Source organism: Thermodesulfitimonas autotrophica, assembly GCF_003815015.1.
GTDB lineage: Bacteria > Bacillota > Desulfotomaculia > Desulfotomaculales > Ammonificaceae > Thermodesulfitimonas > Thermodesulfitimonas autotrophica.
Window position 1 is genome coordinate 440939 of sequence record NZ_RKRE01000002.1, and the last position, 22768, is coordinate 463706.

20 protein-coding genes are annotated in these 22768 nt (G+C 60.0%); 8 read left to right on the top strand and 12 right to left on the bottom strand.

From position 1 onward, the window contains the following. The 3 genes from rimO to EDD75_RS05955 form a co-directional block, all read right to left on the bottom strand. Positions 1-1329 (bottom strand): 30S ribosomal protein S12 methylthiotransferase RimO, encoded by a 1329-nt coding sequence (rimO, locus tag EDD75_RS05945; RefSeq protein WP_245963086.1) that lies wholly within the window; start codon positions 1327-1329, stop codon positions 1-3. A 129-nt stretch (positions 1330-1458) separates the two neighbouring features. Then, positions 1459-2334: a helix-turn-helix domain-containing protein gene (locus tag EDD75_RS05950; protein ID WP_123929487.1), complete on the bottom strand. Its 876-nt coding sequence runs from the start codon at positions 2332-2334 to the stop codon at positions 1459-1461. Between the two features lie 125 nt (positions 2335-2459). Continuing rightward, positions 2460-4709, bottom strand: a complete 2250-nt coding sequence (locus EDD75_RS05955) for an FtsK/SpoIIIE family DNA translocase (RefSeq protein ID WP_342780959.1) — start codon at positions 4707-4709, stop codon at positions 2460-2462. A gap of 200 nt (positions 4710-4909) precedes the next feature. Here EDD75_RS05955 and bioF point away from each other — a divergent pair, with 200 nt between their 5' ends. From bioF to EDD75_RS05995, 8 genes are all read left to right on the top strand, one after another. Further along, positions 4910-6073 carry an 8-amino-7-oxononanoate synthase gene (gene bioF / locus EDD75_RS05960; protein WP_245963087.1) on the top strand — a complete coding sequence of 388 codons (1164 nt, stop codon included), beginning with the start codon at positions 4910-4912 and terminating at the stop codon, positions 6071-6073. Positions 6074-6188: 115 nt separating this feature from the next. Further along, positions 6189-6992, top strand: a complete 804-nt coding sequence (bioD, locus tag EDD75_RS05965) for a dethiobiotin synthase (protein WP_123929493.1) — start codon at positions 6189-6191, stop codon at positions 6990-6992. Further along, positions 6989-8365: an adenosylmethionine--8-amino-7-oxononanoate transaminase gene (gene bioA, locus EDD75_RS05970; protein ID WP_211328113.1), complete on the top strand. Its 1377-nt coding sequence runs from the start codon at positions 6989-6991 to the stop codon at positions 8363-8365. Before bioD ends, bioA begins: the two co-directional genes overlap by 4 nt. Beyond that, positions 8362-9045: an alpha/beta hydrolase gene (locus tag EDD75_RS05975; RefSeq protein WP_123929496.1), complete on the top strand. Its 684-nt coding sequence runs from the start codon at positions 8362-8364 to the stop codon at positions 9043-9045. The genes bioA and EDD75_RS05975 overlap by 4 nt, the downstream gene beginning before the upstream one ends. After that, a complete protein-coding gene (locus EDD75_RS05980; protein WP_123929499.1) occupies positions 9036-9788 on the top strand; it encodes a methyltransferase domain-containing protein in 753 nt (250 codons plus the stop codon). The genes EDD75_RS05975 and EDD75_RS05980 overlap by 10 nt, the downstream gene beginning before the upstream one ends. Further along, positions 9785-10771 (top strand): biotin synthase BioB, encoded by a 987-nt coding sequence (gene bioB, locus EDD75_RS05985; RefSeq protein WP_123929501.1) that lies wholly within the window; start codon positions 9785-9787, stop codon positions 10769-10771. Before EDD75_RS05980 ends, bioB begins: the two co-directional genes overlap by 4 nt. Before the next feature lie 73 nt (positions 10772-10844). Further along, positions 10845-11126, top strand: coding sequence for a TFIIB-type zinc ribbon-containing protein (locus tag EDD75_RS05990; protein WP_123929504.1), 282 nt, complete (start codon positions 10845-10847; stop codon positions 11124-11126). A 70-nt stretch (positions 11127-11196) separates the two neighbouring features. After that, the gene (locus tag EDD75_RS05995; RefSeq protein WP_123929507.1) at positions 11197-11661 is read left to right on the top strand and encodes a bifunctional nuclease family protein; all 465 of its coding nucleotides are present in this window, start codon (positions 11197-11199) and stop codon (positions 11659-11661) included. A gap of 77 nt (positions 11662-11738) precedes the next feature. On the opposite strand, the gene uppP is transcribed toward EDD75_RS05995, so the two are convergent. The 9 genes from uppP to EDD75_RS06040 all read right to left on the bottom strand — a co-directional run bounded on the left by uppP (position 11739) and on the right by EDD75_RS06040 (position 22708). Continuing rightward, a complete protein-coding gene (uppP, locus tag EDD75_RS06000; RefSeq protein ID WP_123929510.1) occupies positions 11739-12521 on the bottom strand; it encodes an undecaprenyl-diphosphatase UppP in 783 nt (260 codons plus the stop codon). Positions 12522-12598: 77 nt separating this feature from the next. Beyond that, positions 12599-13003, bottom strand: a complete 405-nt coding sequence (locus EDD75_RS06005) for a thioesterase family protein (protein ID WP_123929513.1) — start codon at positions 13001-13003, stop codon at positions 12599-12601. Between the two features lie 23 nt (positions 13004-13026). Then, positions 13027-13734, bottom strand: a complete 708-nt coding sequence (locus tag EDD75_RS06010; RefSeq protein WP_123929516.1) for a 3'-5' exonuclease — start codon at positions 13732-13734, stop codon at positions 13027-13029. Between the two features lie 37 nt (positions 13735-13771). Next, complete coding sequence (locus tag EDD75_RS06015) at positions 13772-15673, bottom strand: DUF294 nucleotidyltransferase-like domain-containing protein (protein ID WP_123929519.1); 1902 nt, start codon at positions 15671-15673, stop codon at positions 13772-13774. Between the two features lie 146 nt (positions 15674-15819). Then, the gene (locus EDD75_RS06020; RefSeq protein ID WP_123929522.1) at positions 15820-17358 is read right to left on the bottom strand and encodes a sodium:solute symporter family transporter; all 1539 of its coding nucleotides are present in this window, start codon (positions 17356-17358) and stop codon (positions 15820-15822) included. Positions 17359-17376: 18 nt separating this feature from the next. Then, positions 17377-17676 (bottom strand): DUF485 domain-containing protein, encoded by a 300-nt coding sequence (locus EDD75_RS06025; RefSeq protein ID WP_123929525.1) that lies wholly within the window; start codon positions 17674-17676, stop codon positions 17377-17379. Between the two features lie 260 nt (positions 17677-17936). After that, positions 17937-19916 (bottom strand): acetate--CoA ligase, encoded by a 1980-nt coding sequence (gene acs, locus EDD75_RS06030; protein ID WP_123929528.1) that lies wholly within the window; start codon positions 19914-19916, stop codon positions 17937-17939. A 272-nt stretch (positions 19917-20188) separates the two neighbouring features. Beyond that, positions 20189-21874: an AMP-binding protein gene (locus tag EDD75_RS06035; RefSeq protein WP_123929532.1), complete on the bottom strand. Its 1686-nt coding sequence runs from the start codon at positions 21872-21874 to the stop codon at positions 20189-20191. Continuing rightward, on the bottom strand, positions 21875-22708 hold the full coding sequence (locus tag EDD75_RS06040) for an IclR family transcriptional regulator (protein ID WP_123929535.1): 834 nt from the start codon (positions 22706-22708) through the stop codon (positions 21875-21877). Between the last annotated feature and the right edge of the window lie 60 nt (positions 22709-22768).

Below are 22768 nucleotides of genomic sequence, written 5' to 3' on the forward strand. Positions count from 1 at the left end.
TTATGGAACTTCTGGAATCCCGGTCATCTCCCCTATCAGGTCGTAGGGCTGCGCCCTGCTTACCCGAACCCGAACAAAGGTACCGGGGGCCAGCGCCTCTCTTGCGGTAAAATAAACCTTCCCGTCAACCTCCGGAGCATCGGCTTCGCTCCGCCCGTAAAAGCGGCGTCCTTTTCTCCCTTCGACCAGCACGAGAAACTCCCGGCCCACCTTTTCCCGGTTGCGCTGCAGCGAGATCTCTCGCGCCAGGGCCCGGAGCTGACGCAACCGTTCCCTTTTTTCCTTCCAGGGCACCTGCTCCGGCAACGCCGCCGCCTCGGTTCCCTCTTCCCGGAAGTAAGGGAAAATGCCCACCCGGTCGAAACCGCACTCCCGCACCGTCGCCGCAAGGAGGGCAAAGTCCGCCGCCGTCTCCCCCGGGAAGCCGACAATAAAGGTGGTGCGGAGGGTGACCCCCGGAACCGCCGCCCGAACGCGACGCACAAGCCCGGGCACGTCGACAACCGGACGCTTCATCGCCCGCAGCAGCCGGGGACTCACGTGCTGCAGCGGAATATCAAGATAGTTACAAACCTTCTCTTCTTCCGCCATCACACCGAGGAGTTCATCAGAAATCCCCGTTGGATAAGCGTAAAGGAGGCGCACCCAGCGGATGCCCTCGAGGCGGGCGACCTCCCGGAGGAGCGCCGGAAGTTCCGGTCGCCCGTAAAGATCAAGCCCCCACTTGGTGGTATCCTGCGCCACCAGCACCACTTCTTTTACCCCCTGAGCGGATAGGGAGCGCGCCTCTGCCAGGATCTCTTCCCGGCACCTGCTCCGGTAAGGGCCGCGAAGCTGCGGAATGATGCAGAAACTGCAGCGGTTGCTGCACCCTTCCGCAATTTTGATGTAGGCCAGGTGCGCTGGGGTGGTCAGCAACCGGGGCGCCATCCCGGAAAGCATGCCCGGCGGCCCCAAAAGTACCGGCTTCTCACCGGCCAGGGCGCCGGTCACGGCGGCTACCACCTCGCCCACCCTGCCGGTACCTACAAGCGCGTCAATCTCAGGCATTTCCTGCAGCAGCGCCCGGCCGTGCCGCTGGGCCAAACAACCCGCCACCACGAGCGCTTTCAGCCGCCCTTCTTCCCTGTAACGGGCCGCCTCAAGAATGGCAGCGATCGACTCCCGTTGCGCCGGCGTGATGAAGGCGCAGGTGTTGATCACCAGCACATCCGCGCTACCCGGGTCCGACGTGATAGCATACCCCGCCGCTCCCAGGAGCCCGAGCATCACTTCCGTATCCACAAGGTTCTTTGCACACCCGAGACTGATAGCTCCTACGCAGATCAAGTACTCAAACCTCGCTTCGGCAAAACTTGCGCCGGTAGAATTTAGGGGGCACAAAACAAACGGGGATTCGCCCCCGCGAATCCCGAAGCAAACTCAGGCCCTCGACTTCTTGCCGCCGCTTCTTAAACCCTACCCCTGCGGCGCGGAAAACTCGCGCGTCACCACCTGGCCGACCGCACCAAGATAACCGAGCTCCTGCCCGTTATACGAAACCGCAACCACGCCGGCATTACCCAGTCGGAGGTGGATCTGGTTTTTGGCCGCAAAGGTACGCACCTCCCCGGCCCGGACCTCACCCTCAAAAGCCACGGTACCGTCGGTGATAACCCGCATCCAGCAACGGTCCTGCGTAACGCTGAGTTTAACCTCCACGCCTTGCGGCACCAGCGATTCATGCGCCGTTGGTCCTGCCGCTTCATCGACTTTAGCCCCTCCGTTTGCGGGCTGCGCGCCGGCCGTCTGACCGTTCGGGGCCGCGGGATTCTCCACAACCTGCCGCCCGGCAGGCTCCTCTTTTCCTGGCTGGGTCACCGCGCCAACAGGCTTTTCTTCGGCCTGCGGCCTGGTGGCTACCTGTCGCGTCCCTCCCGCGTTGTTTCCCACGCGTTCGCCGGGGCTAAAGACTACCGCACCGTAAAAACTGTTAAAGAGAAGCAGCAGCGTGATAACCCCGGCTACCAGGAAGAAATTGCGGTAGCGCCCCCAGTCGAAAGCAAAAACCGGCTTAGTCACCTGACGCGCCCGCTTTGCCTTTTTTGCACCGTTTTCCTCTTCCGCCGGATAGAGAAGATCAAACTGCTGCGCGAGGGCCGCATCGTCAAGCCCCAGATAACGAGCGTACGTCCGCAGAAACGCCTTGGCGTAGACGCGCCCGGGCAGGGCTGAAAACGCCTCGTTTTCGAGCGCCTCTAAGAATTTGGCCCGGATCTTCGTTTCTTCCTCGGCAACCGCAATGGTGATGCTTTTTGCCTTCCGGGCCTCGCGGAGCGCTTCGCCGATTCCCATCGCGTCACCTCCCCTATCCTGACGCTAAAAGCTGGATGCAGTAGCAAAAAACTTATAAAATCCGCTTAAACCCAGGGTGATTATATCCTATGCTCAGTGCATAGTCAATATTTGCAATAATTTACCTATTTTCGTCGATTAAAGGTGGCCCGGTACTGGTCCCAGGTTATCAGGATGGCGCGGGGCTTGCTTCCTTCGAAGGGACCAACGATGCCCCGGCGCTCCATGATGTCGATCAACCGGGCAGCCCGGGCGTAGCCGATTTTGAGGCGTCGCTGGAGCAGCGATATCGAGGCGTGGCCGGCGCGAAGAAGAATCTCGACCGCCTGGGGCAGGAGTTCATCGTCATCCTCTGTCGCTTCTTCGTTCTCCGTTACTTCGACCGTAATTTCCTCCGTAGCCGGCGCCCCCAGCTTTTTGAGATACTCGACCACAGCCTCAACCTCGCGGTCCGAAAGGTACGCCCCCTGAACCCGAACCGGTTTGCCAGCGCCCACGGGGAAGAAAAGCATATCGCCCCGGCCTAAAAGTTTTTCCGCCCCCGCCATATCTAAGATGGTGCGGGAATCGACCTGCGAAGAAACCGCGAAAGAGATCCGTGAAGGAATGTTCGCCTTGATCAAGCCCGTGATCACATCAACCGAAGGCCGCTGCGTCGCCACCACTAAATGGATGCCGGCCGCCCGGGCCATCTGGGCCAGACGGCAAATGGCATCTTCCACGTCGACCGGCGCCACCATCATCAAATCCGCCAGCTCGTCGATTACCACTACAATATACGGCAGCCGCCCGGTCTTTTCTTCCCCCGTTCTGGCAATGCTGTTGTAGCGGGTGATATCCCGGACCCCCGCCACAGCCAGAGCCTCGTAGCGCCTCTCCATCTCCCGCACCAGCCACCGCAAGGTAGCCGCCGCCTTCTTGGCATCGGTAACCACCGGGCAGGCGAGGTGCGGGATCTCGTTATAGGTGGCCAACTCGACCATCTTGGGGTCGATGAGGACAAATTTCACCGTATCGGGGCCTGACTTGAAAAGAATGCTTACGATAAGCGTGTTGAGGCAGACGCTCTTTCCGGCCCCCGTCGCCCCCGCGATTAGCAGATGCGGCATCTGGGAGAGATCTGCGACCACCACCTGACCCGCAATCCCCTTCCCGAGGGCTACCGTAAGCGGCGACGCCGACTGGGTGAACTCTTTGCTTTCCAACAGCTCGCGCAGGTGAACCAGAGAAACCTCCTTATTCGGCACCTCGATGCCGATCGCCGCCTTGCCGGGGATCGGCGCTTCGATGCGAACATCGGGCGCCGCCATCGCCAGCGCGATGTCGTCCGCCAGGCTCACAATCCGGCTCACTTTCACTCCCGGAGCCGGCTGAACCTCGTAGCGTGTAACGGCCGGCCCTCTTGTCACCTGAAGGACCTTCGCCTTGACCCCGAAACTGACCAGCGTATCCTCGAGAATCCTGATGTTTTCCGTAATGTCGCGCGCCCCGCCGCCGCCGCGCTGCTTGGGCACCCGGTTTAAGAGCGTCAGGGGCGGCGGCCGGTAAGTGATCACCTCTTCTAAGGATATTTGCGCCGGTTGCGTAAGGGGCTTCTTTTCGGTAACCTCGCCAGTCACCGCCGGTGCCGGTGGTTCCGGTAGGGGCGGCGGCGAAGCTTCTGGTGCGGGCGGCGTTTCCGCCCTGGCAGGAGTTGGTGCCGCGCCGTCGATAATGACCGGAACAACCGGCGAAATCTCCTCTTCCTCCGGTACCACCTCGGTAAAGAGAAAGTTGCTCAGAGTGCGCTTCAATTTCCGGCCGGAGCGTAACAATCGCTCCCAGAGGCCTTTGATAAGATCGCCCGGGGAAAGGGTGGTGGTCAGCGCCAGGCAGGCGAGCGTTACACCACCTAAAATAACATAGGTACCGGCGACACCGAAAGCTCGCCGCATGACGTAACTGAAAAAGGCGCCGGTCACCCCGCCGCCATCGCCCGCCAGCCCGTGCGAGAGCGCCCGCCGCAGAAGCTTCTCCGGAGGCAGGAGCCAGAGGTCAAGGAGGACGAGGGCAACCAGCAGGAGTCCCCCGCCGCCGTAAAGCTTCAGGCGTAGTTCCTCCCGCCAGCACCCTTCACGTGCAAGAGCGAGGCCGAGAAGGCCGACCGCTACCGGGACCAGGTAACGGCCCTCACCCGCCAGCCAGGCGAGAAAGCGGCGCACAAAAGCCCCTGCGGCTCCGGCAGAGTCCGTGGCCAGACTGACCCCAGCGAAGGCGGCCACAGCCAGCAGCCCAACGCCTAAAAGTTCTATTTTAACGTCTTTAGCATCTTTCTGTTCTGCTTTTTTTTGTTCTGCTTTGCTCGCCACCTTATCGCCCTTCTTTTTCCGGGCCAAGTAACCACCCTCCTCAAGTTAAGGCTGTGCTTCCCCGTCTTTCCCAGACAGGGTCATGTTCGCCACTGCCTTAAATGACTTCGCCGTTGCGCCCATAGCTCTACTTCGGCGCGCGCCCGAAATCTCCTGCCGTTCTCCTTGACACGCCCGGAAGGAGCCTCTATAATTGTAAACCAAAGCCATTATGCGAGGTTGACATTTTGGACTGGCTTCAAGGATTCCTGCACGGAACCCTGGAAGAACTGGAGCTGGCGCGCCTCAAACGCCAGCTCACCCCCCTTATCCCTGTAGGGCCGGTCCGGGCACTTTGGGAAGGCCGGGAAGTCGTTCTCTTCTGCAGCAACAATTATTTAGGACTCACTCATGACCCGCGGGTAATCGCCCGCGCGCAGGAAGCCCTTACCAAGTACGGCGCCGGCAGCGGCGCCGCCCGCCTGGTGAGCGGCCACACCCCCTTGCACCAGGCCCTCGAAGAAGCCCTCGCCCGCTTCAAAGGCGCGGCGCGCGCGCTGCTCTTCCCCACGGGCTATACAGCCAACATTGCGGTTCTGAGCGCTTTGGTGGGACGGCACGACATTGTTTTCTGCGACCGGCTCTGTCACGCATCACTCCTCGACGGCGTTCTTTTGAGCGGGGCCAAGCTCGTCCGCTTCCAGCATAACGATCCGGTCTCTTTACGCCGGCTCCTCGCCGCCCATCCGGGCCGCCGGCGGTTTGTGGTTACCGAAGGTGTTTTCTCCATGGATGGGGATATGGCGCCTCTCCGGGAGCTGGTTGCCCTGGCCGAAGAGTTTTCCCTGGTGGTAGTCGTCGACGACGCGCACGGCACCGGCACCGTCGGACCGGGCGGCAGAGGGGTCCTCGCCGCGCAGGGAATTTCCCCCGAAAAGGTAATCCTTACCGGCACGCTCTCCAAGGCCCTCGGGTCTTTAGGCGGTTTCGTCGCCGGGCCGGCAGTGCTGATTGAGTACCTCACAAACCGCGCCCGGCCCTTTATTTTCACCACGGCCCTCCCGCCCGCTTCGGTTGCTTCCGCCATAGCGGCCATCGAAATCCTCGAAGCCGAACCTGAACTTGTGGAGCGTCTCGCGGAAAATGCGCGGCTTATGCGCGAGGGGCTGACCGCGCTCGGCATCTCAGTACCCGGGGAAACGCCGATCCTTCCTCTTATCCTCGGCACACCAGAGAAAGCCCGCCGCGCTCAAGAATACCTCCTCGCGCGCGGCTACTACGTTCCGGCGATCCGCCCGCCAACCGTGCCGCCGGGAACAGCCCGGCTCAGAATCACCGTAAGCGCCGCGCATACGAAAGAGGAGATTGCAGGCTTTCTCGCTGCGTTGCGCGAAGCACTCGCCGCGGCATAAAGGTTGCCGGAAAATAGAAGCCCGTTTCGCTCGCGGCAAACAGCCGGGGACTTGGCAATGAAAAACGTTAAACGTTGAACTGCGAATATCTAACGCAAAAAGGAGGCTCAGACCCTTGCCCGAAGAGCAAAACTCCGCTGCCGGAGAAACGTCAGCCGCCAGACCCCCACTTCCTTCCGTGTTCATCACCGGCACCGACACCGGGGTGGGCAAAACCGTTGTTGCCGCCCTGCTCGGCCTCATCTACCGGGATGCGGGGCTACGGGTAGCTTATCTCAAACCGGTGGAAACAGGGGCCGTCAAACAGGGCGAGGAACTCGTTCCCGGGGATACGAAGTTTGTGGCCGAACTGTTAGAGCTATCAGACGAGCCCCGGGAGATGCTTTGTCCTTACGCCTTTGAGCCCCCTGTCTCGCCTCACCTGGCCGCTCTACTCGCCAAAAGAACCGTAAAGGTTAATAACATCCGGGAGTGCTACCGGTACCTTGAGCGGCGCTACCATGCAGTTATCGCCGAGGGCGCCGGCGGGCTTTTGGTACCGGTCGGCCCGACCCTCATGATGGCAGACATCGCCCGCGAGCTCGGGCTCCCGCTCCTCATTGTGGCCCGGCCTGGACTTGGCACCATCAACCACACCCTGCTTACCATCGCCGCGGCGCTGCGCGCCGACCTCCAGGTTCTGGGCGTCATCATCAACCGGTATCCTGAAAATCCCGGGCGCGTAGAAAAGAACAATCCGAAGGCCATCACCGACTTCAGCGGCGTTCCGGTGCTAGCGCTGGTACCCGAAATCCCAGGGTTTAACCCCGAACAACCCGATTACAAGGCCCTGGAAGAAACCGCCCGCCGGGTCAACGAAACCTACCGGCTGGCCGAAAAACTCGCCGCGCTCGCTGGCAAAAGGAGGCCCGTGTCGTGAAGCGAAAGCCGCCATACTCCCCGGCAGAAGTTGCGCGCCTCAAAGAGCTCGACCGCACGGTGGTCTGGCACCCTTTCACCCAGATGAAGGAGTACTCCAGCGAAGGGGCGCCCATCATCGCCGCCGGCGAAGGCTGCTACCTCACCGACATCGAGGGGAAACGTTACCTGGACGGGGTGAGCTCCCTCTGGGTGACGGTCCACGGCCACCGGGTGCCGGCCATCGACCAGGCGATTATCGAGCAACTCCACCAGATTGCCCATTCCACGCTTCTGGGGCTCGGCAACGTGCCCGCCATCCTGCTTGCGGAGAAACTTGTCGCCATCACCCCGCCGGGCCTGGAGCATGTTTTTTACTCCGACAACGGCTCCACCGGGGTGGAAATCGCGCTCAAAATCGCCTTCCAGTACTGGCAGAACACCGGTCACCCCGAGAAAAAGCGCTTCCTGTCGTTTTACAACGCCTACCACGGCGATACCCTCGGCGCCGTCGGTGTGGGGGGGATCGAACTTTTTCACCACATTTACGGGCCGCTCGTGGTCCACTCCCTTAAGGCCCCTTCGGCCTACTGCTACCGCTGCCCCTACGGCCATCCCGGTAAAGACACCTGCAACCGCGAGTGTTTCGCGGCCGTGGCGCAACTGGTAGAAGCGCACGCCCCAGAACTGGCAGCGGTAATTGTGGAGCCGGTGATCCAGGCGGCCGCCGGAATGCTCGTCTGGCCGGAAGGGTTCCTGGGCCACCTCCGCCAGCTTTGCGACACCTACGGCGTCCTACTCATCGCCGACGAGGTAGCCACGGGTTTTGGCCGCACCGGTAAAATGTTCGCCTGCGAGCACGAAGGAGTTTCTCCCGACCTTCTGGTTGTCGCCAAGGGAATTACCGGCGGCTACCTTCCCCTCGCCGCTACCCTAGCGACAAGAAAGATCTACGAGGCTTTTTACGCCGACTATGCCGAACTCAAAACCTTCTTCCACGGCCATACCTATACGGGCAACCCCCTCGCCTGCGCCGCCGCCTTAGCGAACCTCCGCCTTTTCGAGGAAGAAGCGGTGCTAAACCGCCTTCAGCCTAAAATCAAGCTTTTGCAAACACTCCTGGAAGATTTCCGGGAACTCGCGGCCGTCGGGGATGTCCGCCAGGCCGGTTTTATGGTGGGAATCGAGCTGGTCTGCGACAAAAAGACGCGGGAACCCTACCCGCTTGCCCGGCGCACCGGGCACCGGGTAATCCGGAAAGCCCGCGAAAAGGGAGTCATTATCCGGCCGCTGGGCGACGTGGTGGTGCTGATGCCGCCGCTGGCCATCAGCGACGAAGAGCTGCGGACCCTCTGCGCCGTAGTGGCGGCAAGTATCGAGGAGGCGGTCGCTTGAACCCGCTCCCGCTGGTTCAAGGCAAAGGCATCACCGTTATGGAGGGGGTCCTTGCCGGCGCCCCGGCATATTTTCTGTACCCAGCAGAGAAGGTTGAGCGGTGCGTTCTCGTGCTGCACGGCTACGGAGGAAGCAAAGAAGAGATGCTGGCCCTGGGTCTATCCCTTAGTCGCGCCGGGTGGGCAGCCTGCCTACCCGACCTTCCCGGCCACGGTGCCCACCCTCTACCGCTCACCGGAGATAGCGCCCGCGCGTTTGCCGCGGAACTGAAAAAGTATTCCTTCGCCGCAGTGGTTGGCCACAGTCTCGGTGGCCGCATCGCCCTGCACCTCGGGCTCAAACCCCTTTGCCTGCTTTCGGTGCCCCGCGAAGCCTGCTTTGCGGGCCGGAAAAGCGAGCTCCTCGCGCTTCTGCGGGCCCGCCGCGTCCGGGAAACCCGGCCGTACGCCGGGCTGGAAGAAGCCCTTGCCGCCCTTGAACCGCTCTGGCCCGACCCACCCGTGCTCCTCCTTCACGGGAGCCGGGACCTCCCCACGTGCCTCGCAGCGGCGCAGGAAGGTTGCGCGCGGGGCTGGGAGGTGGCGGCTATACGGGGCGCCGGTCACCTGGACATCCTCTGGGCATCTGAGAGCACCGCTATCCTAATTAGCTGGCTTAAGAGGTGGTTAAAATGTCCGTAGCCGCGGTCTTCAGCGCGCACAGTGAAATTTACGCTACGCCGGTAAACGAACGCTTTTACGCCCGGATCGCCACGGCTCTGGCGAATAAGATCCAGGCCCGGCTCAATCCCGCGCGCATCTTGGAGGTAGGCGCCGGCACCGGAGCAGCAACGATAGTTTTGCGCCGCTATTTCCCTTCGGCCGCGATCCTATCTACAGACCCAAGCCCGGCGATGCTTGCCCACAACCGCGGCAAAGGAGTTCCTGGCGTGCGTTACGTTTGTGCTGCCGCAGAGGAACTCGGTGGGCTTACGGAGCGCTTCGACCTTGTTTTCGGCAATCTCTGCTACCACTGGTTTACCCCGCAAACCGCGCGCCAGATAGCCTCCCTCCTACGTCCCGGCGGGGTAATGGCCTTTTCCGTGCCCGTTACCGGGGTCATACAGGAAGAGGGTAACCGGGTACTCGTCCAAATCTGCCGGGAACTCGGCGTCCGGCAGCCAAAAAGGAGGCGTCTCCCGTCGCCCCAGCGCCTCCGCCGCGAATTCGCTTTTGCACCGCAGTGCACGGTGGAAGTTATCACCCTCCGGGAAACGCACCCGCCAGCGCTCTTCGGCACTTTGCTGCGCGCCCGCGGCTCCTGGGCCTTCCTCTTTGGCCCGCAGGCCGCTGAGAGAGCTGAAGCCCTCTGGCGCAAACTTACCGCGGGTGTGGATCAAATCGCGCTCTGCTGGCAGATCGCCCTGGTGGTGGCCGAACTATGAACCTGTTAGCGCAGATAGCCCAGATTACCCGCCTCGCGGAGAAAGTCCTCAAAGGGGCAACCCTTACTTTCGAGGAAGCATGCCTCCTCCTCGCGACCCCCGATGAGGTCACCCCCTTTCTCCTCGGGGCGGCCGACGTTATCCGCAAGCACTTTCGCGGCCGGAAGGTCGACCGCTGCGCAATCGTGAACGCCCGCTCCGGGCGCTGCCCGGAGGACTGCCGTTTTTGCGCCCAAGCGGCCCGCTACCCCACCCAGGCGCCCGTCTACCCCCTCCTTCCGGCAGATGAGATCCGCCGCCGGGCGCAGGCGGTCTACGCGGGAGGAATCCGGCGCTTCTCTTTAGTCACCAGCGGCCGGGACCCGGGTCGTGACTTCGACAAAATCCTCGACCTTATCCGCATGCTCCGCCAGGAGTTGCCGGAACTCCAAATCTGCGCCTCTTTAGGCGTTTTGCGGCCTGAAGAAGCCCGGGCACTGAAAAAGGCCGGGCTTAGCCGCTACCACCACAACCTCGAAACGGCGGCCAGCTTTTTCCCCCAGATCTGCACTACCCACCGCTACGCCGACCGGGTGGCCACCATCTTGACCGCCAAGGAGGCCGGGCTTGAGGTTTGCGCCGGGGGGATTATCGGGCTTGGCGAAACGCCGGCCCAGCGGGCCGAACTTGCCTTTGCCCTGCGGGACCTCGACGTTCCTTCCGTCCCCGTAAACATCCTCCACCCGATCCCCGGCACCCCCCTTGAAGCAGCACCCCCCTTACCGCCCCTGGAAATCCTCCGGACACTGGCGGTTTTTCGCTTCATCCTCCCGTGCGCCACCATCCGGTATGCTGGCGGGCGAGAACATAACCTCCGTGACACGCAGGCCTTAGGGCTCGCCGGTGGCGTGGACGGCCTCATCACCGGCGATTACCTTACCACGCACGGCCAGGGCATCCCCCGCGACCGCACCTTGATCCGCGACCTTGGTCTAGAGACTTAGGCTTCTTGCATTGATCATTTTCACCAGGATAAAATATTAACTACAAGAACTTTCCAGGAAAGGGTGGTCACAATTGCGCTGCCCACTTTGTGACGTTAAGATGAAAGAGGTTGAGCGCCGGGGTGTAATGATTGACGTCTGTCCAGAGTGCAAGGGCATCTGGCTTGACAAAGGGGAACTTGAGCGGTTGTTGGCCCTTGAACGCCAGGAGCAGGGCTACTACGAAGCGGCATACCAGGAGAAAAAGCCGGAGCACCCGCCCCACTACCATCATGATTACCACGATCCTTACCACCCCAAGAAGCACAAAAAGCACAAGTCGTTGCTGGGAGAAATTTTTGATATTTTTGATTGAGCGCTAGCAGGAAACCCCCTAGGGTCTGGTCGAATAAAATTAATCAACCAAAACCCGGGAGGTGAGGCCGATGATACCCGTTAAGGTTAAAGAGATCGCCTTCGATGCAGCGATGAACCCTGTGCTGCTCCTGGCCGACGAAAAAGACAACCGGATGCTGCCCATCTGGATCGGACCGTTTGAGGCCCAGTCGATCGCGTTAGCGCTCGAAGGCGCAAGCCTCGGCCGCCCGTTAACGCACGACCTCCTGAAGACGATCTGCGACCGGACCGGCGCGAAGGTAGCGAGTGTCATCATCAGCGACGTCCGCGACGGCACTTATTACGCGGAGCTTCATTTACAGGTCAACAACCAAGAAATAGTGATCGACTCCCGGCCAAGCGACGCGGTAGCCTTGGCGCTCCGCACCGTAACCCCGATCTACATCACCGAAAAGGTGGCTGACTACGCCCTGACGCCTGAAGAACTGTACAGCCAGGAGGCAAGCGAGGAAACCAGGATCAGGAGGTTATCTGAGGAAAGAAAGCTACACTGAAATCGCGAAAGCGGGGCGCAAAGCCCCGCTTCTCTTTAACCGCCTGACTTTCGCCGCGTGTTGCGGCTGGATATTTTTTACCGGCTGAGTGCCGTCACGATGGTAAGCAACCCTAAGATGCCGCGGTACCAGACAAAGACGTTGAAATTACGGGTAACTACAAAGCGCAAAAGAAACGCGATCGCCGCAAAACCGGTAATGCCGGAAGTAACCACCCCCACCCAGAAGGGGAAGGTCAGGTCCTGAGCACCGATGTGCCGCAAACTGAAAAGGCCGGCCCCTAAAATGATCGGTAGGGAGAGGAGAAAAGAAAAACGCGTCGCCGCTTCCCGGTCGAGCCCCAGAAAGCGCCCCGCGGCAATAGTAGCTCCGGAACGCGAGACTCCTGGTACTATGGCCAGCGCCTGAGCAAAACCGATCAGGAACGCATCACCCCACCCCACCTGCCAGATGCCCCGGGCGCGTGGCCCCCGGTGGTCCGCCCAGTAAAGGATCAGCCCCATAAAGATAAGCATCAGGCCGACAAGCCCAGGGGCACGAAAGGTGGTTTCCGCGTACTTTTCGAGCGCCATCCCGGCCAGGCCCCCGGGCACGGTCGCCACAACCAGGTACCAGAAAAGTCTGCCCTCACGGCTTCGCGTACCTCTTAGACCGTGGGTAGCGAGGGTAAGCCAATCGCGCCAGAAATAAGCGACAACCGCCACCAGAGTGCCGAGATGAAGCGCTACGTCGAAGCTCAAGCCCGGGTCGGGCCACCCGAAAAACCAGGGGGTGAGCACTAAGTGCGCCGAGCTCGATATCGGCAGGAACTCCCCGAGCCCTTGAACAATGCCTAAAACGACCGCCTCGGTGATGCTCAACTCAGAGCCCCCTCGTTCTAAATGGCCCCGCCGGTCCAGAACCCATACCTAAAATCTAACGCGCAAGACCCTCTCTGTCAACCATTTTCCCGCGCCCCCTTCTTCTGCGCCACCCGCGCCAGAAAACGCGCCTCATCAACAATAAAACGTTCGTGCGTGCCGCGCCCGATCACCTCCACAGCGTCCCGGGCCTCGACCGCGAATACGAGCCGCCGCCCCTCAATCCCCACTAACTCTGCCGTAGCAGTTACTTCCATCCCCACCGGGGTGGCCGCCACGTGATCAAGCTCCACCCTTGTTCCTACCGAGGTCTGCCCTTCATCCAGCGCACCCGCCAACGCCGCCACCGCCGCCGCCTCCAGCACCGCTAACAGCCGCGGCGTTGATAAAACCGGCACTGTCCCGCTTCCCTGAGCCGTCGCCGTATCCTCGCTGCGGACTTTGGCCCGCACGGTTCCTTTAAGGCCCTTGACAAGCCCCATCCTTAACCCTCCACGCTTAAAAACTACCACAACCCCCTGTAATGGAGATAGCTCTTTAATTCCTTCAACGTATAAATGCCCCTTTCCTCTAAAAGTGAAAGAACCCGTAAAAAAAGCCGGGCGTGGATAACGGCGTCACCGAGCGCCGCGTGGCGGTGGGCAAGCGGCACTCCGTAAAAACGTGCGGCCTCATCGAGCTGAAAGTTTTCCCAGTTGGGGTTGAGCGCCCGGATGAGCGTCAGCACGTCAATAACCGCGGTCCTTTTAAGCTTCAGGCCGAAGGGCCGTAGCGCCAAGTTCAAAAAGGCGAGGTCGAAATCGGCATTAAACCCCAGCGGCACCCCCTGGCTCAAGAAACCAAGAAACTCAGGCAGAACCTCCTCCACCGGCGGCGCCGTCGCCACGTGACCATTAGTAATTCCGGTGAGCCTTACCGTTTCCGGGGGAATTGGGCGCCCCGGATTTACCAAGCGTTCGAACCTTTCACCGGTAACTCTTCCATCCTCTATTAGCACCGCCCCAAAGGCCGTAATCCGGTCACCGCCAAAAGGGTAGAGGCCGGTAGTTTCCAAGTCAAAGGCTACGTAGGTGAGCTCGCCAAGCGGCACCCCCGTCTCCCGCCGCCTGTTCAGTTCGGCTACAACCGTTCTTATTTCTTCCGCCCGGCAATTCGCCCGCCGCAGCCGGATGCGGAAACTACCGAAGACCTGCAAAAGACAAACTCGTGACACACACTTCCCCCCAACCGTTTTCCACCGTCGCGCCGCTTCACACCCGGAAGCTCATGCGGGTGAGGTACTGCAGCCGGGAAGCCACAACCAGCGCCTCGCGCAAGACGTTGAGCTCCCGGCGGGTCAGCTGCCGGGGATTGATATAGTTCGAAGGCTTTAGCCCCCGGCCGAGCCGCTCTAAATTAAGGCGGAGACGGAGTATCATCACGTTATCGTAAGCCAACCCGAAGGCCTCGGCCTCTTCCGGCGCGAAAACATTGCGCTCGACCAGCCCGCGCAGGCGGTCGAAGGTCGATGTCGCTGCAATTTTTTCCCGTAACGCAAAAAGACGAAGGCAATCTACAAAGTGAATCAGCACCGCGCTTTTAAGGTCAATCTCATCCTTATGGGGCCCCGACTTTTCCGGGACAACCTGCCGGAACGGATTAAGAGGAATCTTTTTCGTCACCGCGTCCCGGGCCAAAAAGTGCAGGATAACCTCTTCCGCGGTGAGCCACTGAAAAATGGCTTCCCGCAAACTCGCGGCGAGGGAGAAACGACCGTATACAGGGCGAAAATCAAAGAAAATCGTCATCTTCCGGAGCCATTCGCCCTGAGGTTGGCGCATCCATCCCCGAACCGTTTGCAGCCACTCCGGGTACGACTTGCACCACTCCGGGTTATTAGCCATCACCTTCCCCGGGCAAGGCGCAAAGCCGAGCGCGACCAGACCCGCAACCACCTTTCCCCCAAGCGCCAAAAAATAGTCCTGAAAAGCGGCCTCTTGCCTGGGAGGAGGAGCCTCGTAAATGAGCGCGTTATCGAGGTCCGTTCGCACTACCTGTTCGCGCCGCCCGCTGCTCCCCATATTAAGCCAGCAGTAACCGCAGGGTGCCCGCCCTTTCCCCTCCGCGTACAGTTCTTCCTCCGCCATAAGGAGCAGGCGGGCCACCAGCCGGTCGTAGAGCTCTGAAATGAGCACTCCGGCCTCAGCCGCCGTTGCCTGACCGGCAACCAGACCGGAAACCAGGCGGTCAATCTGCTGCACCGCTGCCTGTAGGGCCCGGGAATCGCGCGCCCGGTCAATGGTCATAAGCGCGCTTAAAGCATCCACATTCTGCGTGCGGACCAGGTCGGCCAGGGTAACCATTCCCCGGACCAAGCCGCGTTCCGCAACGATTACGTGCTTGAGCTGCCGCTGGACCATCGCTAAGAGCGCCTCTTGGAAAAGAGCTGACGGCGGCAAAACTATCGGGTTAGGCTCCATTATCTCCTTAGCCCGCAGCTGCTCCGAACCCGGGCGGTACGTAGCCAGCACTTTTTTCACCAGGTCCTTCTCCGTAACGATACCTACCGGGCTGCCGCTCTGGTCAATGACCACCACCGAGCTCACCTGTTTGCTGCTGATCAGCTGCGCTATCTCGGTAGCGGTATGATCCTCGCAACAGGTTATCACCGGCGCGCTCATGATTTCGTAAAGCCGCTTCCGGAAGGGTCGCTCCCCACCCTGCCCTACAAGGCACTGTTCCCGGATGACTCCTTCCCAAAGGTGCTTCATCCGGTCGGCGAGCATCCGGCTGAAATACCCAGCAAAACGCGGGCTACTTCCCATTAGTTCCTCAAAACAGCGCCGGGGCACAAGCAAGCAACAGGTTTCCTCCACCGCCCGCGTCGAGGCCGGGTAGGCTTCGTTAGAGAAGAAGACCGTTTCGCCGAAAAACTCCGGCGGCCGGCGCAAGCTCACTGTCTTTTCCTCACCCGTATCTGTCGGGAGCAAAATCTCTACGAGACCGGAGACGACAACGAAAAGAACCTCTTGGGAGGGCTCCCCCTGCCGGAAGATATAACTTCCCTTCGGGTAGACCCGGAGCCCGAATTCCCCGGCGCATTTTCGCAGCACCGTCTCCGTCAATTCAGAAAAAGGCGGTGTCTCTTTAAGCAACGCCAACGCATCGGCCACGTTATCACTTCCCAGAGGCCAGCATTAAACGTTCAGCGTTCGGGAAAAACGGCAGGGCCGGGTCGCAAAAGCAAGACCCGGCTCAACCGCCAAGACTCGCCCCGGGGCCGCGCGGGAAAGTCGCCGTATCACCCCGGCAGGACCGCCTATTCGGCGCCCAGAGCAAGATAGGTCCGGACCTTCTCCGCCTCAAACCGGCTTTCGGCCTCCTTCTCCGGCACAAGCAGGCTGACAACGAAAGCCGTGACGAAACTTGCGGTCATAGAGACAATAGCCGGGTTTTTCAGCGGAAAGATGGGGGCGGGGTTCTTAAATACATCCACCCAGACCGTGGGACTCAGAATGATGAGTGTTGTCGCCAGAAGCGCCCCCACGATGATTGAGGCCGTAGCCCCAGCGGTGCTGAGCTTCCGCCAGACGATGGAGAGGAAAAGCGCCGGGAAGTTCGCGCTGCACGCCACCGCAAAGGCCAGCCCGACCATGAAGGCCACGTTCTGCCCTTTGAAAACAATACCAAGGATAATGGCCAGGATACCAACGAAAACCGTTGCCACCCGTGCCACCTTTACCTGCTCCATCTCGGTCGCCCGGCCACCTTTCACCACGTTAACGTATATGTCGTGGGAAAGGGCCGAGGCCCCGGCCAAGGTCAGCCCCGCGACCACTGCCAGGATCGTGGCGAAGGCCACCGCCGCGATGAACCCGAGGAAAGGCGTGCCGCCCAATAGTTCCGAAAGCAGGAGCGCTGCCATGTTGCCGCCCTTGTCCACGGTCCCGATGACTTCCCGCCCGACCAGCACCGAAGCGCCAAACCCGACCAGCGGGATGATGCAGTAAAAGAAGCCGATAAAGCCGGTCGCGTAGGCCACCGATTTCCGCGCCTCTTTCGCATCCGGGACGGTGTAGAAGCGCATCAAGATATGCGGCAAGCCTAAAAGACCGAACATCAGCGCTAAGCCCAGCGAGACCGCGTCGAGCGGGTTACTCACCAGCGTTCCCGGCTCAAGCGCCGCCTGCCCGTACTTAGCGGCCACCGCCGCGTAGAGCGCCCCCGGTTGGAAACCGAAGTGGGCCAGGGTCAGGAGCGTCAGGAACGTTACCCCGGCAAGCAGCAGGACGGCCTTGATGATCTGCACCCAGGTAGTGGCAATCATCCCGCCGAAGAGAACGTAAACCAGCATCACGAGGCCCACAATGATGATCGCGGTTTCGTAGGAGAAGCCGAACATCAGTTTGATGAGGTTGCCCGCACCGACCATTTGGGCGATCAGGTAAAAGGTTACCGTCAAAATGCCGCCAATAGCCGCCGCAATCCGGATCGGTTTGTTTTGCAGCCTATAAGCTACGACGTCAGCGAAGGTGTACTTGCCTAAATTACGGAGCGGTTCGGCTACCAGGAAAAGTAAAACCGGCCAGCCGACGAGCCAACCCACCGCGTAGATCATCCCGTCGAACCCCTTAAGCGCAACCATCCCCGCGATACCGAGAAACGACGCCGCGCTCATGTAGTCGCCCGCCAACGCCAGGCCGTTTTGGAAGGCGGTGATACTCCGGGCCGCCGCGTAGTATTCCGTAGTCGTCTTCGTCCGGCGCGCCGCCCAGTAGGTAATCGCCAGTGAGATACCGACGAAAAGGAGAAAGAAAAGTATGCCTGAAGTTGTTGGTTGCCCTAATGCACTCGGCATGAAAACACCCCCGTTTCCCTAGTGATCAAGCGATTTTCTCAGGTATTCGACCATGGTGTCGTACTTCGAATTGGCCCAGAAAACATAGACCAGCGTAAGAATGAAGGAAACAATGATCACGGCAACTACCAGCGGAATCCCTAAGGGTGTTACTTCGCTGATCTTCCGGGCTAACGTCGCTTTGGAGTAACCAACCATCAAGATAAACCCGTAGTAACTGATAAAAACGAGCAGGGTCAGAACCCCAGCCATCGCCCAACGTAACGCCACAAGGCTCTTAAACTCACGTGACGCTTCGATTTTTTTGATATCCTTCATCACCGTGTCCCTCCTTCACTAAGTTCGTCAGAGCCACACTACACAGTTACCTTTTTGGTGGTCCCTCCCCTCTTACAGTTATGATTCCTCAGGTGCGTGACTCGCGACAGGTTTCTTCCCGGGAAGAATATGAAACCTTGTTTCAAATTTTCGGGGATTGTAAACCGCGGGGCAATATAAAAGGACTTAAACGATTAAAATCGGACCCGAACGGTACCGCGCCGTCCGGGTCCGAACTTACTGGTCACTGATACCTGAATTCAGGCCTCTCGCGCCTCGTACTTCGCCTTTAACTCCGCAATAACCGCCGGATCGGCAAGGGTGGTAGTATCACCTAACACCCGCCCTTCGGCGATATCCCGCAACAGCCGCCGCATGATTTTGCCGCTGCGCGTCTTCGGCAGCTCGGCGGTCAAGAAGACATCGTCCGGCCGCGCAATCGCCCCGATCTTCTTAGCCACGTGCGCCTTGAGCTCGCCCTCGATTTCTTTGAAACTCCGTTTCGCTGCTTTCAGCTCCTCAAAGGCCCGGGCCTTCAGGGTAACAAAGGCCGCGACCGCCTGACCCTTAATCTCGTGGGACCTACCGATCACCGCCGCCTCAGCCACCCACGGGTGGTCCACCAGGGCGCTTTCTAATTCCATTGTGCTGAGCCGGTGTCCGGCCACGTTAATCACGTCGTCTACCCGACCGAGGATCCAGTAATAATTGTGGTAGTCGCGTTTTGCGCCGTCCCCGGCAAAGTAATACCCCTTATCCTTGAACCTGGCCCAGTAGGTCTCGATGTAGCGTTGGTCGTCGCCGTAAACCGTCCGCAGCATCGCGGGCCACGGCTCCTTGATCACTAACAACCCACCCTCTCCGAGAAGGACCGGGTTGCCCTCCTTGTCTACCACATCTGCCTCTACACCCGGAAGCGGTACGGTGGCCGAACCGGGCTTGAGCGGTGTAATTCCGGGCAGAGGACTGATCATGATCATCCCCGTCTCGGTCTGCCACCAGGTATCGACAATCGGGCAGCGGCCGCCGCCGATATTTTCGTAGTACCACATCCAGGCCTCCGGGTTGATCGGCTCGCCGACCGTCCCGAGGAGCCTGAGGGTAGAGAGGTTGTGCTGCGCCGGCCACTTCCGCCCCCACTTCATGAAGGCCCGGATCGCCGTCGGTGCCGTGTAAAAGACAGTGACCCCGTATTTCTCGATGATCGCCCAGAAGCGGTCCTGTGCCGGCCAGTCTGGCGCTCCTTCGTACATCAGTGTAGTCGTCCCGTTGGCGAGCGGCCCGTAAACCACGTAGCTGTGTCCGGTAATCCAGCCGATGTCGGCAGTGCACCAGTAAACGTCGCTGTCCTTGATATCGAAGACCATGTGGTGGGTGGTGCTGACGCCTACCAGATAGCCCCCCGTGGTATGCACCACGCCTTTAGGCTTACCTGTGGTGCCGCTCGTGTAAAGGATGAAGAGCATATGCTCGCTGTCCAATTCTTCCGCCGGGCACCCGACAGGTGCCTTCGCCATCAACTCGTGGTACCACAGGTCCCGGCCCTCCTGCATGTTTACCTCCTGGCCGGTCCGCCGCACGACGACAACCTTTTCCACGGTGGGCGTTTGGGACAGCGCCGCATCCGCGTTGTCCTTAAGCGACACAATCTTCCCCCGCCGCCAGCCGCCGTCAGCAGTAATCAGGACCTTTGCTCCCGCATCGTTGATCCGGTCGCGCAGCGCCTCCGCGCTAAAACCGCCAAAGACGATGCTGTGTGGCGCACCGATCCGGGCGCAGGCCAGCATCGCGATCGCCAGTTCCGGGATCATCGGCAGGTAAATCGCCACCCGGTCGCCAGCTCCGACCCCGAGCTCCTTCAGCACGTTAGCGAACTGGGTAACTTCCCGGTAAAGGTCCCAATAGGTGAGAACACGACTGTCTCCCGGTTCCCCTTCGAAGATGATCGCCGCCTTGTTCCGGCGCCAGCTTTTCAAGTGCCGGTCAACGCAGTTGTAGCAAGCGTTGAGCTTGCCGCCCACAAACCACTTGGCGAACGGTGGATTCCACTCCAGCACCCGGTCCCACTTGCGGAACCAGTCGAGCCGTTCGGCCTGCATGGCCCAATAGAGTTGGGGATTGGCCCGCGCTTCGGCGTAAATCTCTTTGCTCTTTACGTTCGCCTGGCGGGTGAACTCTTCGGGCGGGTAAAAGATTCTTTCTTCTTCAAGCAGAGTGTCGATGGTTGCCTCCTTAGCCATCCTGTTCTCCCTCCCAAGATTGCGTATCACATTACGGAACGGTGTGCTGAAATTATAGAATCTAAAGGGGAAGAACGGAAATGTTTAGCGGTTTAAAGGCAACAAATACGCGGCGAAAGGTCGGAAATGCGACTTAAACAGATGCTTGCGGGGAGGTAAAAGGTTAGATAACAAAGCTTGCTTATAGATTTCAAAATTGTTCCACAATATGAAACATTAGTTGAGCAACTCAGGAGCTAACGGCTACTCTAACACCGGTGGAGGCGGCACGCTCACGAGTCGATGGTTTCACCCTCCGGCAGGCCAAGTTCCCAGGCCTTAAGCGCCCGGCGGATTAGCTTACCCGTCCTGGTGTGGGGCAACGCCGGCCGGACTTCGAACTCTTGGGGTACCATATGTTCCGCCAAGCTGTTACGCACGAAACGCTGCAACTCCGTCCGGAGCTTCGGCGACCACTGGTAGCCGGGCCGCAGGACCAGAAAAGCTTTGACTACCTCACCCATCAAGAGATCGGGTTTTCCTATAACGCCCGCCTCAAGCACTGCCGGGTGTTCCATGAGCTTGGCTTCCACCTCTACCGGACCGACACGCCGCTCCCCTACCTTGATCACGTCGTCGGTCCGGCCCTGGTACCAGTAATACCCGTCTCGGTCGCGGTAAACAAGGTCACCGGTCAGGTACCAAGGCGAATAGCGGAAGTACTCCAAGTACTTTTTGCGGTCGTTCCAGATGTCCCGCATCATCGCCGGCCAAGGGCTCTTAATCGCGAGCTGCCCGATTTGCATCGGGCCGAGTTCCTGCCCGTTTGCGTCTAGCACCGTCACCTGTACCCCGGGGATCGGCTTCCCCATCGAACCGGGCTTCACGGGCAGGCAGCGGAAGTTAGCAATGATATGGCCCCCCGTTTCGGTCATGAACCAGGTATCGTACACATCGACGCCGAAGACCGCCCGCGTCCAGCGGAGAACGGCGGGATTTAAAGCGTCGCCTACACTCAGGATGTGGCGAACACTGTGGAGAATGAACCGGTAGGCTATATCCTCACCCGCCGCCATTAGCAGCCGCAGGGCTGTCGGCGTCGTGTACCAAACTCTAACTCCGAAGCGCTGGATAACCTCATACCACCGTTCCGGACTGAAAGAACCCGAATAGACGACTGTGGTTACGCCGTTAAGCAAAGGGGCCAGGAGCCCGTAAGCCATACCGGTAACCCAGCCGAGGTCGGCAGTGCACCAGTAAACATCCCCGGGCTGGAGATCTAACACCCACAGACCCGTATAGTAGTAGTGAATAAGCGCACTGTGAGGAAGTACAACCCCTTTCGGTGCGCCAGTTGAACCGGAGGTGTAGAGAAGGACAAAGGGCGCCTCGCGGTCAAGCTCGGCCACCGTCAGGGTGCCGCGCGCCGTCGCGACCGCCTCGTACCAGCTTCGTTCGTCCGCCTCCGCCCCAGCCCCCGCCAACCCCACGACAAAGACCTCTTTCAAGTGGGGAAAGCGGCGGCGATTAAAGCGCGACCGCAGCGCCGCCGTAGTGACCAAGGCTACCGCCCCGGAATCCTCAAGGATGCCGCCGAGCGCCTCGGTCATGTAGCCTTCAAAAACAGGAACGGCGACTGCCCCAACTTTGACACAGCCTAAAAAGCTCGCGTAAAACTCCGGCGCGGACGGTCCAAAAAGGACCACCCGGTCACCGATGCCGATGCCGGCAGCCTGGAGGGCCAAGGCAAATTTATCGGAAAGCTCCTTTAACTCCCCGTAAGTAACCCTTTGTTCCGCCACGCCGTTCCAGAAGGTAAAGGCGACGCGGTCGCGAAGTCCCCGCGCGCACTGGTTATCCACCGCCATTCCGGCAATATTGAACCGCTGCGCCGGCCCAATACCGAGCGCAACCGCCGCTTCTTCCCAGGTAAATTTCCGGTACGCAGCATCATAGTCACGCAGGTTTGGTTCCCTCATTTAGTAGCTACCACCCTTCGCCGAACGGCTCTTTTGCTCCTCACGCAACGGTTCCTCAACCTTGCCCCGCTGGTACCCCAGACGCAGCGAAATGGAGTAACAAGATTCCTGAAGGGCGCCAATCAAGCGATTTATCCGCTCTAGAGTCAGACGGCTCGCAGGACCAGCGATGCCGAGAGCCGCCACGGCCCGCCCGTGGCGATCGAAAACCGGGGCCGCTACCCCGCGCAGGCTGTCCGCGTACTCCTCGGCGCTTACCGCAAACCCCTGCATCCGGACCCGTTCGACGTGGAGGCGAAGCTGCTCAGGGTTAACGATAGTATTAATGGTGAACTGCCTGAATTGGTGGTTCTCAAGATATTTTCGCAGCCGTTCTTCTGGCAGGCACGCCAGGAGAACCTTTCCCTCCGCCGTGCAGTAGGCTGGAACCCGCAGGCCGAGATTTACCGTGATCGCTTCCTGAGAGTGACAGCGCTCAAGGTAAAGCACCTCACCACCTTCAAGAACGGCAAGCTGGGTGGTTTCACCCGTAACCTCCGCCAGTTCTCTAAGGTAAGGGAGGACCTCGCGGCGAAAATCAAGCTGGTTGAGAAAATTAAGGGCGAGCGAAACAAACTTCATCCCCAACCGGTAGCCCTCAGTAGCCTCATCCTGCTCCACAAACCCGTACTTGGCGAGCGTGGCCAACAGCCGGTGCACCGTGCTCTTATGCAAACCAACATCTTTGCCAAGCTTCGTAACACCCACGCCGCCGGGGTTCTGCCCCAGCGCTTCTAAAATGGCGAGTGCCCGTTCCACGGAGTGAACAGCGTAAAGCTTCTCTTCTCTGGACATCCCCCAACCCCGTTTTAAAAGCGCTTTTTAGGAGATTATAACACTTGAAAGAGCCCGTTG

Excerpts from the sequence above, each read along its gene's own strand:
- EDD75_RS06020 (WP_123929522.1), bottom strand. The coding sequence starts at position 17,358 with ATGCCGAGTGCATTAGGGCAACCAACAACTTCAGGCATACTTTTCTTT.
- EDD75_RS05995 (WP_123929507.1), top strand. The coding sequence starts at position 11,197 with ATGATACCCGTTAAGGTTAAAGAGATCGCCTTCGATGCAGCGATGAAC.
- EDD75_RS05980 (WP_123929499.1), top strand. The coding sequence starts at position 9,036 with ATGTCCGTAGCCGCGGTCTTCAGCGCGCACAGTGAAATTTACGCTACG.
- EDD75_RS06035 (WP_123929532.1), bottom strand. The coding sequence starts at position 21,874 with ATGAGGGAACCAAACCTGCGTGACTATGATGCTGCGTACCGGAAATTT.
- EDD75_RS06005 (WP_123929513.1), bottom strand. The coding sequence starts at position 13,003 with ATGGGGCTTGTCAAGGGCCTTAAAGGAACCGTGCGGGCCAAAGTCCGC.
- EDD75_RS06040 (WP_123929535.1), bottom strand. The coding sequence starts at position 22,708 with ATGTCCAGAGAAGAGAAGCTTTACGCTGTTCACTCCGTGGAACGGGCA.
- acs (WP_123929528.1), bottom strand. The coding sequence starts at position 19,916 with ATGGCTAAGGAGGCAACCATCGACACTCTGCTTGAAGAAGAAAGAATC.
- EDD75_RS05950 (WP_123929487.1), bottom strand. The coding sequence starts at position 2,334 with ATGGGAATCGGCGAAGCGCTCCGCGAGGCCCGGAAGGCAAAAAGCATC.
- EDD75_RS06025 (WP_123929525.1), bottom strand. The coding sequence starts at position 17,676 with ATGAAGGATATCAAAAAAATCGAAGCGTCACGTGAGTTTAAGAGCCTT.
- bioB (WP_123929501.1), top strand. The coding sequence starts at position 9,785 with ATGAACCTGTTAGCGCAGATAGCCCAGATTACCCGCCTCGCGGAGAAA.